The sequence below is a fragment of the Sphingobacterium griseoflavum genome (genome assembly GCF_014653155.1).
In the GTDB taxonomy this organism is placed as follows: Bacteria; Bacteroidota; Bacteroidia; order Sphingobacteriales; family Sphingobacteriaceae; genus Sphingobacterium; species Sphingobacterium griseoflavum.
In genome coordinates this window covers 67,628-82,053 of sequence record NZ_BNAF01000018.1, presented here as the reverse complement: position 1 = coordinate 82,053, position 14,426 = coordinate 67,628, and the positions used below count along the sequence as shown (strand labels likewise).

The window sequence follows — 14,426 nt, the reverse complement described above, 5'->3', positions numbered from 1 at the left end:
TTCCCTCCTTCTCGTTGGGACTGCAAAGGTAGAAGATTTTTCCGGTTTCGCAAAATAAATCTGAACTTTTTTTGCTGCCCCAGCGGGGACCGAAACCGTGGAAACGCCCTTCGTTAAAGGCCTTTTCCATCTTCTGTTTTTCGCTTTTCAATCGTCCCTCCCTTGCGGAGTGGTGCAAAGATAGAAACTTTGGCATATATCTTGCAAATTATTCCAGCTTATTTCTTTCAGACGGCACACAAGATACTGGAATACTGTGGGATATTTTTAGCGTGACCCAGCTTTTAGATTGCTATAGCCTTACAGGAGCGATCTACAAAAGCATACCATCGGTCCAACCTAGCCATCGTAATTTCGGTAAAAAGCACCATTCGTATTTTGGAACATTTTTTGTTACATTAATAACATACACCAAAGAAAGGTATTATATGATAAAAAAAGAAAAGATGAACATGACCAAACTAGAGAAAAACCCTTACATGTATTACATGACAAACTGGGGGTTCGTTGAGCAAAGCTCCGAAAAAATAGACATCAGGTCTAAAAACAACAAACGAGGTTAGTCCTCAAACGACGAAGAAAAAGAGGTGCTTTATGTGAATAAAGCATTTTATTTTTCTGTCGATCCAATCAAACACTCCCTAGACGCCTAAGCCTTACGCGTTTCCTCCTTAGCCCCTTCTTGCGAAATTTCATCTTCAAACAAAATACGAACAGAAGGTGTGTAGGTATCCTCATGTTGCCCCGTTCGGGTTGCCCAGAAAAAAGCGCCAAGAAAAATCAAGGCTATCAAGATACTACAGCCAATCAAAAAAAATATAATATTCATCGTACACGCATCATTATTCCCCATCATTACATCAAAGAGCTGTCAAACTAATCGGTTTCTTCTTGCGAACCAACGGGTCGCCAAACTGGTAAACGAGATCACCGTCACGGTACTTATCGGCATTAATATGGCTGCAAACAAGGGCGACATCGTTCCTTGCACAGCAAAGCTCAAACCAATGATGTTGTAAGTTAGTGAAATGGCGAAACTCATATGAATCACTTTCACCGCATCTTTCGCAAAGGCAAAAAAACGCGGCAATTCATCAAATGATGCGCCATCCAATATGGCATCACATCCCGGCGAAAAGTTATTGATATCGTCTGAAACAGCGATACCTAGATCAGCCTTCTTCAATGCTCCTGCATCATTGAGGCCATCCCCGAGCATACACACCTGCAAACCTTGAGCCTGCCAAGCTTCGACGCGATAGAGCTTATCGGCAGGGCTTTGGTTGAACAACAACTGCGACGGTTGCGGAAAAATTGCGCGAAGCGCATCGGCCCTACGCTCGTTGTCACCCGACAACAGATGCAGCGCATACCCTTCCTCGAACGCATGCACAACCGAAGATAAGCCCTCCCGCCAAGATTGCTCTAGGCTGAAAAAACCACGAAGGTCTCCATCTACGGATATGTACACTTCCGTTGCATCTTGATTAGCCATGGATCCAACAACAAAACTGCGCGAACCAACCTTTAATTCATGCCCATCAAGTTCCGCCACAATCCCCTTCCCCACCTGTTCATCAAATGCGGTCAATTCCAGCGATGCATGTTCCGACAACCACTTAACAATCTCTCGACTTAGCGGATGACTAGAATGTCGACAAACAGCATGAATCAATTTACGATCGTACGCACTCAAGTTACCTTCAAAAAGCATGGTCGATGACTTCGGCGAAGAAATAGTTCCTGTTTTATCAAATACTATGCAATCTATAGCAGCCATCTGCTCCACAGCCGCTGTGTTTTTGACATACATCTTATTCCTATCCAAAATAGAGAGTGCCGCTGATAGCGTAAAGGGCGAACTCAACGCTAACGCACAGGGACAAGCGATGATCAGCACCGCCGTGAATGCACCCCAGGCGCGCGCAGGATCGCCGCCAACTAGCCACAATGTTGCCGCAACCAGTGCTATAGTAACCAACCCTATCGTAAAATACTTGCTGATAAAACCTATGAATGTATCGAATTTCTTCTCATACTGCTTAAAGCTTTCGTTGTTCCATAATTTAGTGAGGTAGCTTTGCGAAACCGGCTTTACCACCTCTAGCTCTATGGCCTCGCCCACTTGGCGACCGCCGGCATACACAATCTCACCCAGCGATTTGGACATCACCTTGGATTCGCCGGTCACGAAACTGAAATCGATGGAAGCACGGCCTTTCAGCAGGATCGCATCCGCGGGCACAATCTCGTTATTGCGCACGCGTATCCTATCGCCAACCTGCAGATCGGCAATTTGGACGGGTTGATCAGCTCCATCCCCCACTACCGTCACCGCAACCGGAAAATAAGAACGATAATCACGTTCAAAAGAGATGTGGTGATAGGTACGTTCTTGTACCCACTTACCAATCAGGATGAAGAACACTAAACTACAGAGCGTATCCGCAAAACCGGGTCCTGTTTGGGATAAAACCTCTACGGCCGTTCGTAAGAAAATAACGAAAATTCCCAATGCCAAAGGCACATCCAAATTCAGTTGACGCTGCTTGACGCTGTGCCAAGCGGACCGGAAATAATCGGAAGCACTATACAATAAGGTAGGTACAGCAAAGCCTAAATTCATGTATCCGAAAAAATTCGCATAGTTCTTCTCGAAAGCATCCATGCCGAAATATTCTGGAAAACTCAACATCATTGAATTCCCGAAGCAAAAGCCGGCAACGGCAATCTTGGCAACCAGCTGGTTGTTGTTGACCGTCTTCCCTTGTTTCACAACATCCTGTAGAGTAATCTTTGGCTCATAGCCAATTTGCGTCAACAACTCCACCAAGTCCCGCAGCGACAACTGCCTCGACTTAAAGGTAATACTCGCCTGTTTCTTCATAAAATCAACCTGCGAAGCGAGCACCGCATCGTTCAACTTGTAGAGATGTTCCAAAAGCCAAATACAAGAACTGCAATGCACAGCGGGAATATACAGCGTGATAATACTGCGATCCTCATCCTGATAATCCACTAATTTCTGTACAATGTTAGGCTCGTCCAAGTAGGATAAATCTGCTTTAGCATCCTTTTGCGATTTACCCGGATGGGTATTATACCGGTAGTAGCTCTGCATATCGCTCTGCACGAGCACTTGATAAACGGTTTGGCAACCTAAGCAACAAAAACGGTGATCATCCAATTGATAAGGGGAAGTTTCTTCCATAATAGCATCGCCACAATGGTAACATACAGTGGTTTTTTCCAGCAGTTTATAAGCACTCATCTTGAATCGCTTTTGGGGTACACTTACATTTGTTATTAAGAAGTTAAGCTATGTTTCGGCGCTATATTGCCTGACTGAATACATTCTTAGAGGCCACTGCGCGGTGCAACCGTTGGTCGAATGCCATACAGATATTTCGCAGGAAGGACTTCCCTACTACCGTAGCTTGCACATGCATTCCCAGCACATCTACCAACCCATCTTCCTGCAAAGGCTGCAGACGTTCCAATATCGCTGCTGTCAACAGACTATCCGGCTGCAAACGAACGAACGACCGACACATCATATCCAATATATATTGACGAATACAGCCATCTTCTTCGTTCAAAAGATGCCCCTTCATGATGGGCAGCTGCCCATCATCCAACAATCGGTAATATTCCTCGACCGTCTTTACATTTTGGGCAAAGCAAGTCCAGGCGTCGCTGATAGACGAAACCCCCAAACCTAGCAGCAACGGCGTATACCGATCGGCATAGCCCATAAAGTTTCTATGAAGGCGACCATCTTCCGCGGCCTTAAACAACTCATCTTCTTCCCGTGCGAAATGGTCCATGCCCACATCGCGATAGCCGTCCCGCTCGATCAACTGTTTTCCCAAGGTATATAAGGCCAACTTTTCCTGCCCCACGGGCAGATCAAACTCTGTAAAGCGCCGTTGACCGGGCTTTAACCAAGGCACGTGTGCATAGCTGTAAAAAGAAATACGATCGGGATTTAGCAGCAGGGATTGCCCTATCGTTGCTGCGATCTTTTCTTGCGTTTGCAAAGGCAATCCATAGATCAGATCAAAATTAATCGAGCGATAACCGATCTTTCGTGCCGCACTGACAACGCGCTCCACGTCGGCCACGCTTTGATGCCTATTGATCAGAAATTGCACATGCGGATCAAAATCCTGTATACCCAAGCTCAACCGCGTAAAGCCTAGATCAAACAGTGTTTGCAAATGTTCGTCGGAGGTATTCGCCGGATGAGCCTCGAAGGAGAACACCGCTTGATCGGCAACAAGCACATCCTTTAGTAATTCATCGACCAAAAAATGGAGGTTACGGGCCTCAAAAAATGTCGGCGTGCCTCCACCAAAATGAATTTCGCTCACGCGGATTTTGTTGCCCAACAGTGCCTTGTACATCCCCCATTCTTTCAGTAGATGCGAAATATAAGGCTTCTCTACCGCGTGATTCTTGGTAATACGCGTATTACATCCGCAGTATGTACATAAACTTTCACAAAATGGAAGATGAATATATAGGCTTATACCGACATCTTTAGACCGATCAAAAGTATCTTGCAAACGCTGCAGCCAACCGTCTACATGAAATGCTTCCTGATCCCAAAACGGAACCGTGGGATAACTTGTGTAGCGGGGCGCCGCAACATTGTATTTTTCCGTCAACTTATCTGTTATGTTTTCCATCGCTGTGGTTTATCGCTAGCGTATTACAATCCCTAACACAGCGGCAAGCTGTGCCTACACATTTTCCCTTATCCCATAGGTTCAGGTTACGGATGGTTTGTTCAGCTATTCCTTTCGGTGTTCGGTCGGCGTAAGGCGTGTTGGCAACCTGTATGTTGAGATCGGCGGCCCTGTATAGATCGATATGGTCTGTTTTCAATGATCGTGTGACGATCTTTAATATGCCCACCGCCTTTAGCTCTTCCAAAATACTGGCATCCAGCCGGTCATCTTCTGAAACGATCACTACCTCCTTTCCCGCCGTATAATGCAGCGTATTGATATTTAAACCATTGGATATTAACGTCAAATCATGCACCTTTCCATTTGCAAGTGCAAGCGACTCTTTTTCGAAATCCTTTATATTATAGGCAACAGCTTTCATGGGGTCCTTTCTGTAAATGATATTTACAAAATTACCGCTGCCCAGAGTCGAGCTACATGTGATGCATCAAAAAAGAAAATGATACTGGTCACAGAAACAAATCGGCTCCCACCTATGCTCGTGCCGAGGAAAAAAATGATGTGCACACCACCGTGCTAAAGCCGCAGACCCGAACCCTTGTCTTTATGCTAAAATTAGTTTTGTCTATCCCTAAGAAATGCGGGTTAGGCTAATGTTCCCACATGCCCAATTCGCATCTTAAGGCTATGATTACAAAGCATGTCAGGTCTTGATTTAGGCGGGTATTCTAAAACTTCACACCCCTTAATTTCGCAATGGAAAAAATCCGGATGGCATTTCCCTCCTTGGTTATCAGCTTTTCATCTTTGAAATCCGCCAACATGCGGCTTATCGTTTCGTTTGCGGTACCTGCCAGCGCGGCAAGGTCGTCCCGGGAAATACGTATCAAAACTTCGTCCTGCTCTGCAGAAGAAGCTGTCTTTTCGGCCACGTTAACCAAAGCATTAGCCACCCGCTTGCGCACGGTGTCATAGGCGAAGCCCAGCATCTGCTCTTCCTTTTCCCGAATATTGCCCGACAACAATTTAATAAACTTACCCGCGATAACCGGTTTATTGTACAAAAGTTCAAAAAAACGTTCTTTGGGGATTAAAGCAATTTCGGAATCTTCCAGGGTGGCGGCATTATCGCTATACTTCTCGTTGAGTAGTACAGTTTCATAGCCAAAAAAAGTATCGTGTATATGGATGTCCGTGGAAAGTTCGCGCCCATCTTGATAAAACAGGAAGCTTCGCACCTTACCCTTCAAGAGGTGGTACACAAAGACGGGGGAGTCTCCCGCTTCATAAATAGACTGCTTTTTCTTAAATATCTTGACCCGCGCGTCTTTTACGAGATCCTGCAATAAGTAGTTTTGCTCATCTTCGCTCAGGTGGAGATGCGTCCTGCTGCCTGCTTGGCCCGCTAGTTTCTCTCTTTTACGAAAACGGCTTTCAATAGCATTCAGCAGCTCGATATCATCAAAAGGTTTTGTGAGGTAGTCATCAGCGCCCATCTCCATAGCCTTGCGCAGGTCGGCACGTTCCGATTTTGCTGTTAAAAAAATAAAGGGAATATCGGCGGTTAGTTCATTCTTGCTTAACATGTACAGCACACCATATCCATCCAATTCGGGCATCATGATATCGCAAAGAATGAGGTCTGGTTTATTTTTTACAGCTAGATCCACCCCTATTTTTCCATCGGGGGCAGTCAGTATTTCGTAGTCACCGGTCAAAGAAAGGATTTCCGCTGTTCCTTCGCGAATTTCAAAATTGTCTTCGATTATTAGTATTTTTTTTGCCATTGCTGTACTCCTATTGCTGGAAGGTCATTTTAAATATTGCGCCCTTGTCTGCAGCTGACCAATACTGCATGCTTCCCCCCATCAGTTCCACATACCTTTTTACAATATTTAACCCGAGCCCCGTCCCCGGTATATTCCCGATGTTTTGCGCACGAAAGAAAGGCTCAAAAAGATTTTTCTGATCCTCAAGGGGAATGCCAATGCCATTATCACGAATACAGATGACACATATATCATCTTTAATCTCCGTGGAAAACTCAATAAATGTATCTTCCCCTGAGTACTTAATCGCGTTAGACACTAAATTTATGATACTACTTTTAACCAAATGGCTATCCAAATAGAAAAAGCCTACATCGCCCGTATGTTGATACACGATATGCTGGTTTTTCTTACAGATCATTTGCATTTCCTCCGTGATTTCTTCGGCGAGTTGCACCAAATTTATCGTTGATTTGTTGGCCACAACCTTGCCTGCTTCCAACTTTTCCAACGAAAGAAAGTCGTTCAAGATGTTATTGAGCAGCTGCACCGCGCCACGAATCCGATTGGTATGCTTCATAACATTCTGATAATCCGGACGCTCCACGTATTTCTCGATCAGCGATGCGGACAGCTGCACCGAACTGAGCGGCGTGCGAAACTCGTGCGAAGCCATCGATACAAATCGTGACTTCATTTGGTTCAGTTCTTTTTCCTTCTCCAAGGATAAACTCACGTCAGACTTCGCCTTCTCCAGCTCAGACACCAATTTGATCAAGTCTTTCGTCCGCTCGCTTACCTTTGCTTCCAATTGAATAGCGTGCATCCGCAATTCGTCCTCGGCTGCGCGTTCTTTGGTCAAGTCATGGATAAATCCGGTGAAGATATTCTTACCTTTATAGAGCACCTCACTAACGGCTAAGCGAAAGGGAAACGTTGTGCCATTCTTTTTCAGCCCCATCACTTCCCGCCCAACACCAATGACCTTCTTCACACCCGTATGCTGGTAGTTACTGATGTAACCATCATGCTTAGTCCGATCCGGTTCTGGCATCAGCATACAAATATTGTTGCCAATAACCTCGGATGGCTCGTAGCCAAACAGTGCCGATGCGGCGGGGTTTATAGATTCAACCATCCCCGCGCTATCGATGGTGATAATACCATCAATCGCATTGTCAATAATAGCAGCTAAGAGTCTTGCCGAGTCAACCATCTTTATTTCACCAATTTTTTATATTTTATCCGTTTTGGTGTGGCGTCACCAAGGCGTTTCTTTCTATTTTCTTCGTATTCGGAATAGTTTCCTTCGAAGAAGTATACTTGTGAATCGCCTTCAAATGCCAAAATATGCGTACAGATACGATCTAGGAACCAACGGTCGTGGGAGATAACGACAGCACATCCACCGAAGTTTTCTAGCCCTTCCTCCAAAGCACGCAAGGTATTCACATCGATATCATTGGTCGGCTCATCCAGGAGCAATACGTTAGATGATTTTTTTAAGGTAATTGCCAAGTGCACCCGGTTACGCTCCCCTCCGGAGAGAACACCGACTTTCTTTTGTTGATCGCCTCCGTTGAAATTGAATTTCGAAACGTAGGCTCTAGAATTTACCGGGCGATTTCCCAAGAGGATGTTATCATTGCCATCGGTGATGTTTTCCCAAACAGATTTTTCGGGATCGAGGTCATCGTGGTTTTGATCCACATAACCCAGCGCTACGGTTTCACCTACACGAAATGTACCGGTATCTGGCTGTTCCTGCCCTGTAATCAATCGGAATAGGGTTGTTTTACCGGCACCGTTGGGCCCGATAATCCCGACGATACCTGCCGGAGGGAGGGAGAAGCTCAACTCCTCGAAAAGTATGCGGTCACCGTAAGCTTTTGAGATACCGTTCGCTTCAATCACCACGTTACCCAATCGAGGCCCTGGGGGGATGAAAAGCTCTAGTTTATCTTCCCGCTCTTTCGTTTCTTCCGAAGCCAGTTTTTCGTAATTATGCAACCGCGCTTTCGATTTGGCATGTCTTGCTTTCGGCGCCATACGTACCCATTCCAATTCGCGCTCCAACGTTTTTTGGCGTTTGGTTTCTTGTTTTTCCTCTTGCGCCAAACGCTTGGCCTTTTGGTCCAACCATGAAGAATAATTCCCTTTCCAAGGGATACCTTCTCCGCGATCCAGCTCCAAGATCCATCCGGCTACGTTATCCAAGAAGTAACGATCGTGTGTCACGGCAATAACGGTACCTTTATAATGTTGCAAATGCTGCTCCAGCCAGTCAATAGACTCGGCATCCAAGTGGTTGGTAGGCTCATCGAGCAACAGCACATCGGGTTCTTGCAGCAATAAGCGACAAAGTGCTACACGGCGACGTTCACCACCTGACAAATTGACAATTTTTGCTTCTGGTTCAGGACAGCGTAGCGCATCCATGGCACGCTCGAGCTTACTATCTAATTCCCAAGCGTTGGTCGCATCGATGATATCTTGCAGTTCTCCCTGCCGAGCTAACAGTTTATCCATCTCATCTGCATTTTCGTAGACTTCGGGAAGGCCAAATTTTTCATTTATTTCCTCATATTCCTGCAGGATGGCAGTGGTTTCTGCAACGCCTTCTTCTACGATTTCACGCACCGTTTTTTCCAAATCGAGCTGCGGCTCTTGCGCCAAATAGCCAACCGAGTAGCCCGGTGAGAACACCACTTCACCCTGGTAGGACTTATCCAGTCCAGCGATAATCTTTAGGAGGGATGACTTTCCGGAACCATTTAAACCGATAACACCGATCTTTGCACCATAAAAAAACGATAGGTATATATTTTTAAGAACTTGCTTTTGCGGCGGGTAAATCTTGTTGACACCGGCCATAGAAAAAATGATCTTTTCGTCAGACATAATTCGATATAAAATGCTATTTTTTGTACAAATATAGTCATTTTTAGTTCCGAAAGACTGCCATTTTGATAGTTTCCGGGCTGTGGCTTAATTGTTGATAAAATCTATCACAGAACAAGCATAGGTTTTATAATTTATTTTTTACATTTATAACATCCTATCATTTTTAAAAGGAAAGGTTTATTACATGGAAGCAAAATTTTCACCACGCGTAAAGGATGTCATCTCCTACAGCCGAGAGGAAGCGTTACGGCTTCGCCATGATTATATCGGCACAGAGCATCTTTTGCTCGGGTTGATTCGTGAGGGCGATGGGGTTGCTATAAAGATCTTGAAAAACATCGGCGTTGACACAACATCGATAAGACAATCGGTGGAGGATGCTGTGAAAGGCTCATCCATGTCACGTGCGCCAATCGGCAATATGCCACTGACTAAACAGGCGGAGAAGGTATTAAAGATCACCTATTTGGAAGCTAAGATTTTCAAAAGCGATATTATCGGCACAGAGCACCTGTTGTTGGCGATCTTGCGCGACGAAGAGAACATCGCCTCGCAGGTACTGCAACAATATAGTATCACGTACGACTTATTCAAAAACGAGGTAGAGCAAAACAAGACGACGATAACCGATGAAGCGTCCAGTTCGTCCACTGGAGATGATGACTTCGCGGATGACGACCAGCAATTCACGGCGCCTAAGAAGGTTTCGGACATCAAGTCGAAGACCCCAGTTTTGGACAATTTTGGTCGTGATTTAACGAAGGCGGCTGAGGAAGGTAAGCTAGACCCTATTGTAGGTCGCGAAAAAGAAATCGAGCGCGTATCGCAGATATTGTCGCGCCGCAAAAAGAATAATCCAATCCTTATTGGCGAGCCGGGAGTTGGTAAATCGGCCATTGCCGAAGGGTTGGCGCTGCGGATCGTACAACGAAAGGTTTCGCGTGTACTTTTCAACAAGCGCGTTGTTACGCTTGATTTGGCTTCTTTGGTTGCGGGTACGAAATACCGCGGTCAGTTTGAAGAGCGCATGAAGGCAGTGATGAACGAGCTTGAGAAATCTCCGGATGTCATCTTGTTCATTGATGAGATACACACCATTGTGGGCGCGGGCGGTGCTTCGGGTTCGCTCGACGCCTCTAATATGTTCAAGCCAGCTTTAGCACGTGGTGAGATTCAGTGTATCGGAGCTACAACACTGGATGAGTATCGGCAGTATATCGAGAAAGATGGCGCATTGGATCGTCGTTTCCAAAAAGTCGTTGTGGAACCCGCTTCGCATGACGAAACGGTAGAAATCTTAAACAGAATTAAGGATAAGTACGAAGATCACCACAATGTAACGTATACCGATGATGCCATTGAAGCTTGTGTCGCGCTAACAACACGGTATATTACAGACCGTTTTCTGCCTGACAAGGCTATCGATGCATTGGACGAGGCTGGCTCACGGGTACACCTCAACAACATTCACGTGCCGCAATCCATCATCGATATCGAAGAGAAGATCGAAGAAGTGAAGGTGGAAAAAAACAAGGTTGTCCGTAGCCAAAAATATGAGGAAGCGGCGAAGTTACGCGACACCGAGAAAAAGCTGCTTGATCAACTCGAAAAAGAGAAAGCTGCTTGGGAAGCGGAGACTAAATCAAAACGCTATACTGTTTCTGAAGACAATGTAGCGGAAGTGGTTGCCATGATGACTGGAATTCCTGTGCAACGGGTAAGCCAGTCTGACAGCCAAAAGCTGTTGAACATGGGCGACGCCGTAAAAGGACGCATCATCGGTCAGGATGACGCTGTACAGAAGTTGGTGAAAGCCATTCAACGTACACGTGCTGGATTGAAAGACCCAAAGAAACCGATAGGTTCTTTTGTTTTCTTAGGTCCTACAGGTGTCGGAAAGACAGAACTGGCCAAAGAGCTTGCCCGTTTTATGTTCGACTCGGAAGATGCGTTGATCCAAATCGACATGAGTGAATACATGGAAAAATTTGCGGTATCTCGTTTGGTCGGTGCGCCTCCGGGCTACGTTGGATACGAGGAAGGTGGACAATTGACGGAAAAGGTTCGTCGCAAGCCTTATGCCGTTGTCTTGTTGGATGAAATCGAAAAAGCGCACCCAGATGTTTTCAACTTGCTGTTACAAGTATTGGACGAAGGACAGTTAACAGATAGCCTAGGTCGTAAAGTTGATTTCCGGAATACGATTATTATCATGACATCCAATATTGGCGCAAGACAGCTGAAGGAATTTGGTCAGGGTGTTGGTTTCACAACGGCAGCGAAAACAAACCAAGCCGATTCGCACTCTCGTGGTGTTATTGAGACGGCATTGAAAAGAGCATTTGCGCCAGAATTCTTGAATCGTATCGATGATGTGATCGTGTTCAATTCGTTGAGCAAGGAAAACATCTTCAAAATTATCGATATCGAATTGAAGTCTCTTTTCGGACGCATAGAGGGATTAGGTTATCATATTTCATTGACTGACAAAGCGAAAGACTTTATTGCAGATAAGGGATATGATAGTAATTTTGGTGCCCGCCCATTAAAACGTGCTATCCAAAAATACCTGGAAGATCCTATTGCGGAAGAAATCTTAAAGGGAGAAGTCAAGAATGGTTCGCAATTGCATATCGACTACAATAATGAAAAACAAGAGATTATCGTAAGTGCGATGAATACGCAAGAAAGCGACAAGTCTATTGAGTCGGACGTCACGCAGCCGGACGACAACGACGATAACAACGATAACGAAAAGAAATAGTACTACTGGCCTGCAAAAAAAGCTTCACGGTAACCGTGAAGCTTTTTTTGTGGCGTGTTTTTTGTTAATGCATTTAAACCATTAACATTTTTTAACGTCTTTATTAGGAAGAGAACGATACTTTTAACAAAACTTAAACACAATACACATGAAAAAAATTCTATTAGCCTTTTTATTAGGTACTGCAACACTGGCAGTAGGCACAAGCTGTACGAAAGAGTATTACGATACGGTGGTTCCGAGTATCACTATGGTTTATTCGCGTGACGCCAACCAATGGCAGAATGTACAAAACACGACTACTTCGAAATTCGTTAATTTAAGCGTTCCGGAGCTAACCGATTATTACGTTAAGCAAGGTATTGTAAACGTTGCTATTTCGTTTGATAATGAAAGTAACTATAACACATTGCCCGCAACAATTGATGGCGTTTCATACAACTATGAATACACTGCGGGTTCCTTAACCGTATTTGCACAAGACCCATTGCTGGAAGACGGTATCAATGTTCCCGTTCCACAACGTGCTTTTTTTAAGATATCCCTTACCGAAGCTGATTTTGTCGAGTAAGGTAAGCAAACAGCATATTAGCACAAAAGCCAACTCCAAAAGAGATGGCTTTTATGTTATAAGCCTACCAATTCCCGCGCATGCTTCAATGCAGATTCGCCCGGGTTTGTTCCGCTGAGCATCTGGGCTATCTCGAATACACGTTGCTCAGCATCCAAGGGCACAATATTCGTTTTCGTTTTTTCCGCCTCATCGATTTTATATACTTTGAAGTGCTTATTGCCTTTCGACGCAATCTGCGGCAAGTGACTAATAGCCAACACCTGCATATTGGCAGATAGACGCTCCATGATTTGACCTACCTTTAAGGCTACCTCTCCCGATATACCAGTATCAATCTCATCAAAAATAATGGTCGGTAAGGCAGAGCTACTTGCAACCAAGGATTTTATTGCAAGCATAACACGCGATAACTCTCCCCCTGAGGCGACGCGATGTATTGGCTGTAGTGTTTGTCCCTTGTTGGCCGAGAACAAGAATTGCACGTCATCTCCGCCCGTAGTCTTGTAGCGTTCTATCGGAAGCTCGGTCAGACTGATGCTTAGTTGGGCGTTTCCCATCCCGACCTCAGACAACAACGACTGTACATATTCCTGTACCTCCCCTTGCACCGACACCCGTGATTCATGCAAACGGCTACCTTCTTCTTTCAGCAGCTGCAGGCTATCCGCCAAGTCTTTTTGCATTTGCGCAACTTTTTCTTCCCTATTCGCTACCGCTAAGATCTTTTGCTCCAATTCATTTTGTAGATCCAATAATGCTACAACAGTATCAACACGGTGTTTTTTCTGCAAGTTGTACAATAGACTCAAACGCTCGTTGGCCGCGGCCAAACGATTTTCATCCATATGCACCTCCTGCCCTAACATCTGCACTTCCTGTGCAATATCTTTAATCTCTATCTGTGCACTCTGCAAGCGTTCAGTCAATGTCGCAACGGAGGGTAAAAAACGCTGCACGGTTTGCAAGTGCTGTAGCACTTCCTTGATTGCTTGATTAACGGAAAGCTCTTGCTCATCCAACAGATGCGATGCGCCAAACAGCCCTCGTTTAATTTCCTCGGCATTTTCCAGCTGACTAACTTCCTCCTCTAGCTGCTCCTGCTCCCCAATTTGTAATTGGGCTTGTTGCAATTCATCAAATTGAAACTGGTTAAAGTCCAGCTCAGCATTGGTGCTAGCAATCTCGTTTTGCAACTGTTCTAGCTGAGCAAGCTGATCCTTGTATTGTCGCAATGCTGTGCGGTAGGCCTCAAGCACATCTTGATTTTTTGCCATGCTGTCAAGCACCATCAACTGGAAACGTTCCGTATTGAGTTGCAGCGTGGCATGTTGCGAATGAATATCGATCAGCAATTCGCCCAAAGCCTTCAACACATTTAAAGTGACTGGCGAATCATTGACAAATGCCCGGGATTTACCATCCACAGAAATCTCCCGCCGAATGATTGTTTCGGATTCGTAATCCAGATCGTTGTCTACAAAAAAAGGACGTAAATGATAAGCATGCAGACTAAAATATCCTTCGATCACACATTTCTGATCCTCCCGAAAAAAATGTTTCCCTTCCGCACGGTTTCCTAAAATCAGTCCTAATGCGCCCATGATGATAGACTTTCCCGCTCCAGTCTCTCCCGTTATCATATTTAAACCCGCATCAAACTGGATATCCAAATCTTCAATAAGCGCGTAGTTTTTTATAAGTAGTCTTGTCAGCATATCTCT

The 14,426-nt window shown here is 45.1% G+C and carries 11 protein-coding genes; 3 read left to right on the top strand and 8 right to left on the bottom strand.

Features of this window, described 5'->3' with window-relative positions:
* Positions 1–428 precede the first annotated feature (428 nt).
* Positions 429–563: a hypothetical protein gene (locus IE165_RS18585; RefSeq protein ID WP_262891186.1), complete on the top strand. Its 135-nt coding sequence runs from the start codon at positions 429–431 to the stop codon at positions 561–563.
* An 86-nt stretch (positions 564–649) separates the two neighbouring features.
* On the opposite strand, the gene ccoS is transcribed toward IE165_RS18585, so the two are convergent.
* The 7 genes from ccoS to ettA form a co-directional block, all read right to left on the bottom strand.
* Positions 650–829: a cbb3-type cytochrome oxidase assembly protein CcoS gene (gene ccoS / locus IE165_RS17920; RefSeq protein ID WP_189628032.1), complete on the bottom strand. Its 180-nt coding sequence runs from the start codon at positions 827–829 to the stop codon at positions 650–652.
* Positions 830–871: 42 nt separating this feature from the next.
* Positions 872–3,271: a heavy metal translocating P-type ATPase gene (locus tag IE165_RS17915; protein ID WP_189628031.1), complete on the bottom strand. Its 2,400-nt coding sequence runs from the start codon at positions 3,269–3,271 to the stop codon at positions 872–874.
* A 61-nt stretch (positions 3,272–3,332) separates the two neighbouring features.
* The gene (gene hemN / locus IE165_RS17910) at positions 3,333–4,691 is read right to left on the bottom strand and encodes an oxygen-independent coproporphyrinogen III oxidase (RefSeq protein WP_189628030.1); all 1,359 of its coding nucleotides are present in this window, start codon (positions 4,689–4,691) and stop codon (positions 3,333–3,335) included.
* The gene (locus IE165_RS17905; protein WP_189628029.1) at positions 4,672–5,115 is read right to left on the bottom strand and encodes a Rossmann-fold NAD(P)-binding domain-containing protein; all 444 of its coding nucleotides are present in this window, start codon (positions 5,113–5,115) and stop codon (positions 4,672–4,674) included. The genes hemN and IE165_RS17905 overlap by 20 nt, the downstream gene beginning before the upstream one ends.
* A 307-nt stretch (positions 5,116–5,422) precedes the next feature.
* Positions 5,423–6,481 carry a response regulator gene (locus IE165_RS17900; protein ID WP_189628028.1) on the bottom strand — a complete coding sequence of 353 codons (1,059 nt, stop codon included), beginning with the start codon at positions 6,479–6,481 and terminating at the stop codon, positions 5,423–5,425.
* Between the two features lie 10 nt (positions 6,482–6,491).
* On the bottom strand, positions 6,492–7,679 hold the full coding sequence (locus IE165_RS17895; protein ID WP_189628027.1) for a PAS domain-containing sensor histidine kinase: 1,188 nt from the start codon (positions 7,677–7,679) through the stop codon (positions 6,492–6,494).
* Between the two features lie 2 nt (positions 7,680–7,681).
* Positions 7,682–9,364 carry an energy-dependent translational throttle protein EttA gene (ettA, locus tag IE165_RS17890; protein ID WP_189628026.1) on the bottom strand — a complete coding sequence of 561 codons (1,683 nt, stop codon included), beginning with the start codon at positions 9,362–9,364 and terminating at the stop codon, positions 7,682–7,684.
* 187 nt (positions 9,365–9,551) lie between these two features.
* Between ettA and IE165_RS17885 the strand changes: the two genes are divergently transcribed.
* Both IE165_RS17885 and IE165_RS17880 read left to right on the top strand, forming a co-directional pair.
* A complete protein-coding gene (locus tag IE165_RS17885; protein WP_189628025.1) occupies positions 9,552–12,131 on the top strand; it encodes an ATP-dependent Clp protease ATP-binding subunit in 2,580 nt (859 codons plus the stop codon).
* Between the two features lie 148 nt (positions 12,132–12,279).
* A complete protein-coding gene (locus tag IE165_RS17880) occupies positions 12,280–12,702 on the top strand; it encodes a hypothetical protein (protein ID WP_189628024.1) in 423 nt (140 codons plus the stop codon).
* A gap of 56 nt (positions 12,703–12,758) precedes the next feature.
* On the opposite strand, the gene recN is transcribed toward IE165_RS17880, so the two are convergent.
* Positions 12,759–14,420 carry a DNA repair protein RecN gene (recN, locus tag IE165_RS17875; protein ID WP_189628023.1) on the bottom strand — a complete coding sequence of 554 codons (1,662 nt, stop codon included), beginning with the start codon at positions 14,418–14,420 and terminating at the stop codon, positions 12,759–12,761.
* Positions 14,421–14,426 lie beyond the last annotated feature (6 nt).

Excerpts from the sequence above, each read along its gene's own strand:
- IE165_RS18585 (WP_262891186.1), top strand. The coding sequence starts at position 429 with ATGATAAAAAAAGAAAAGATGAACATGACCAAACTAGAGAAAAACCCT.
- IE165_RS17885 (WP_189628025.1), top strand. The coding sequence starts at position 9,552 with ATGGAAGCAAAATTTTCACCACGCGTAAAGGATGTCATCTCCTACAGC.
- recN (WP_189628023.1), bottom strand. The coding sequence starts at position 14,420 with ATGCTGACAAGACTACTTATAAAAAACTACGCGCTTATTGAAGATTTG.
- ccoS (WP_189628032.1), bottom strand. The coding sequence starts at position 829 with ATGAATATTATATTTTTTTTGATTGGCTGTAGTATCTTGATAGCCTTG.
- IE165_RS17895 (WP_189628027.1), bottom strand. The coding sequence starts at position 7,679 with ATGGTTGACTCGGCAAGACTCTTAGCTGCTATTATTGACAATGCGATT.
- hemN (WP_189628030.1), bottom strand. The coding sequence starts at position 4,691 with ATGGAAAACATAACAGATAAGTTGACGGAAAAATACAATGTTGCGGCG.
- IE165_RS17915 (WP_189628031.1), bottom strand. The coding sequence starts at position 3,271 with ATGAGTGCTTATAAACTGCTGGAAAAAACCACTGTATGTTACCATTGT.
- IE165_RS17880 (WP_189628024.1), top strand. The coding sequence starts at position 12,280 with ATGAAAAAAATTCTATTAGCCTTTTTATTAGGTACTGCAACACTGGCA.
- IE165_RS17900 (WP_189628028.1), bottom strand. The coding sequence starts at position 6,481 with ATGGCAAAAAAAATACTAATAATCGAAGACAATTTTGAAATTCGCGAA.
- ettA (WP_189628026.1), bottom strand. The coding sequence starts at position 9,364 with ATGTCTGACGAAAAGATCATTTTTTCTATGGCCGGTGTCAACAAGATT.
- IE165_RS17905 (WP_189628029.1), bottom strand. The coding sequence starts at position 5,115 with ATGAAAGCTGTTGCCTATAATATAAAGGATTTCGAAAAAGAGTCGCTT.